Annotated in this window: 1 protein-coding gene and 1 pseudogene; both read left to right on the top strand. The window is 42.8% G+C overall.

The genetic code is table 11. The annotated features are described in order from the left end of the window. The coding region (locus tag B4K20_RS00035; RefSeq protein ID WP_289281409.1) for an FxsA family protein at positions 1-519 on the top strand (519 nt) is incomplete at its 5' end. Between the two features lie 115 nt (positions 520-634). Beyond that, positions 635-844: pseudogene (locus B4K20_RS00030) on the top strand (co-chaperone GroES); the annotation flags it as partial.

Genomic DNA, 844 nt, shown 5'->3' with positions numbered 1-844 from the left:
AACCGCACCAATATCCATCTATATAACTATGCCTTTGGACGTCCTATGTTTCGAATTTTATTACTGATTTTTTTAATTATCCCCATCGTTGAAATCTATGTGTTGATACAGGTTGGCGATGTGATTGGTGCATTACCGACTATATTTATGGTGGTGGCCACCGCTGTTCTAGGTGCGTTTTTACTTCGTTTACAAGGTTTTCAAACATTACAACGAGCACAAAGCTCCATGGCCAGCGGCCAAATTCCTGCCACAGAGATGTTGGAAGGGGTGTGCTTGGTTATCGCTGGGGCGATGTTACTAACGCCCGGGTTTGTCACCGATACCTTTGGTTTTTTGCTACTAGTGCCAGCCGTCAGGCAGAGTGTGATTAAACAATTAGCCAAGAATAGTCGTATTTTTTACACACAAAAGCGTGGTGATGCTTTTTCACAACAACGCTATCGATCAGATTATCGTGAAGGTGATGTGATTGATGGGGAAGTGGTCGATGACGATGATAAACATCATCTTCGATAAAAATTTTTAAATTTTTTTGCTTAGCCCCCTTGAAAGCGGGTTTTGTAACCCCATTCTATGAGTTCCCTACAATTTAAGTTAGTCATTAATAGACATTTTTTCGGAGGAAATACAGATGAATCTTCGTCCCCTTCATGATCGTGTGATTGTTCGTCGCATGGAAGAAGAAACAATGAGCGCTGGCGGTATCGTTATCCCTGATAACGCCGCAGAAAAACCATCTCGCGGTGAAATTCTTGCTGCAGGTGATGGCAAGGTTACAGATTCAGGCGAAGTTCGCCCTTTGGCGGTAAAAGTGGGTGACAAAGTACTGTTTGGCAAATCA

Origin of the sequence: Methylophaga sp. UBA5088 (assembly GCF_002414625.1) — a bacterium.
Classification (GTDB): Bacteria; Pseudomonadota; Gammaproteobacteria; order Nitrosococcales; family Methylophagaceae; genus Methylophaga; species Methylophaga marina.
Note: the sequence above shows the minus strand (reverse complement) of the source record. Positions and strands in the feature narration are given on the sequence as shown.